This is a genomic window from Candidatus Solincola tengchongensis (assembly GCF_015711935.1).
GTDB lineage: Bacteria > Actinomycetota > Geothermincolia > Geothermincolales > RBG-13-55-18 > Solincola_A > Solincola_A tengchongensis.
On record NZ_MU158681.1, the window covers coordinates 15,626 to 17,408 of the forward strand.

General features: G+C 66.4%; 2 protein-coding genes. One reads left to right on the top strand and one right to left on the bottom strand.

Features of this window, described 5'->3' with window-relative positions; all coding sequences use genetic code 11:
* Window positions 1-136: 136 nt before the first annotated feature.
* A complete protein-coding gene (gene nfi / locus H7007_RS13050; RefSeq protein WP_287155777.1) occupies window positions 137-829 on the top strand; it encodes a deoxyribonuclease V in 693 nt (230 codons plus the stop codon).
* Between the two features lie 211 nt (window positions 830-1,040).
* On the opposite strand, the gene H7007_RS13055 is transcribed toward nfi, so the two are convergent.
* The gene (locus tag H7007_RS13055) at window positions 1,041-1,619 is read right to left on the bottom strand and encodes a serine O-acetyltransferase (protein ID WP_287155778.1); all 579 of its coding nucleotides are present in this window, start codon (window positions 1,617-1,619) and stop codon (window positions 1,041-1,043) included.
* Window positions 1,620-1,783: the final 164 nt, after the last annotated feature.

The following is a 1,783-nucleotide window of genomic DNA, read 5'->3' on the forward strand; positions in this document are numbered from 1 at the left end:
GTAACTGCGCGAACCGCGTCCAGAAGGAGAGGGATGCCCCGTTCCTTTGCTCGCTCGGGTGGTCGGCGGGGTGAAAAGAATGACGAGTTCCCCGAAGAAAGATGAAAGGCGATTTTGCTCGCGTCACCCCTTGAAGGTGAGCGTCGCCGAGGCGCGCGCAATCCAGGAACGGCTGCGGGAGAAAGTCCGTTGCGACGTCCCCCTGGACCCGGCAAAGGTGCGCCTGGTCGCCGGGGCGGACATCTCCTACCTTCGCGAGAGGAGGCTGGCCCTGGGAGCGGTGGTGCTCATGACCTACCCGGGGCTGGAGCTCCTGGAGGTGGGGACCTCCTGCGTGGAGGTGGATTTTCCCTACGTGCCCGGCCTGCTATCCTTCCGCGAGCTGCCGGCCCTGCTCCCCGCCCTGGAGAGGCTGGGTTCGGTCCCGGACCTGGTTTTCGTGGACGGACAGGGAGTAGCCCACCCGAGGGGCTGCGGCCTGGCCTCCCACCTCGGCGTGATCACCGGCCTCCCCACCATAGGTTGCGCCAAGTCCCGCCTCCTGGGAGAGGCAGAGGAGCCCGGGAACGAGGTGGGGGACTGGACCCCCCTGGTTTATGAGGGGAGGACGGTGGGAGCCGTCCTGCGCACGCGGGCCGGCGTAAAGCCGCTGTACATCTCGGTAGGGCATATGGTTGACCTTTCCAGCGCCATCTCCATGGTCCTATCCTGCCTCCGCGGTACCAGGCTGCCGGAGCCGCAGCGCGCCGCGCACCAGGTCACCGCGGAGCTGAAGAGGAGGGTCAAAGCGGGCGCTGCGCCCTTCCACGGCGAGTCCCGAGGATCATGAGGAACCCGATTTGCTCCCATGAAGCGAGTGGGCAGACCGGGCGCCCGAGTCTCATAAAGGCCTGTAGCGCCACTACGATTACCACGTCAGAAGCGCTCTTAACCGGAAGACCTGGTGCCCGGGTCTCGAGGGATCCTGCAGCGGAGAGAGACGCCGTGCGCCGTTACGCCGCTGTTCGGACGCGAAGGCGCCTTGAGGACCGGCCCGCCCTTCAATGCCTTCCCGGCCTTTTCACCACCTTGGCCGGGACGCCGTAGGCCAGGGAACCGGCGGGAACGTCGTCCAGGACCAAGGAATGGGCGCCGATGACCGCCCCCGGCCCGATCTCCACATTCCCGAGCACCGTGACCCCGGTGTAGAGGATGGCTCCGTCCCCCACGCGGGGGTACCCCTCCTCGCCGGGGTCGAAGGGGGAAGCGCCCCGGCCGCCGAGGGTCACGTTGTGCAGTATCCATACATCCCGGCCTATCTTCACTCCCCGCCCGATGGTCACACCCGCAGTGTGCCAGATACGGCATCCGGGGCCGATCTCCGCGCCGGGGTCTATCTCCGCTCCGGTCAGGAAGTAGTTCAGGCGGGCCAGTATCTCCGGAAGGAGCCTCAAGCCGCGCACGTGCAGCCAGCGGTAGAGCCTGTAGAGGAGCAGGGCCTGCACCCCGGGCTTCACCAGGAGGACCCGAACCGCCTGTCTCAGGTCGGCGGCTCCCCGAAGCGTCCCGCCCTCGCTGAAGAGAGCCTTGATGTCTCCGAGCAGCCCTTCCGGTTCCCTGCCCCGGCTCACCGCGTCCACGAGATTTCCGAGCGTTTGAGTCGCATTCCTTGCGAGGTCACGCAACATCCGTACGAGATCCCTTTCCGCTTCACCTGGAGATAGACCCATCTCCCACCTCCACCACCCTCCCGATCTACAAGGAAGAGTTTATCATCCGGCCCGGGACGGCGGACAACGTGTGC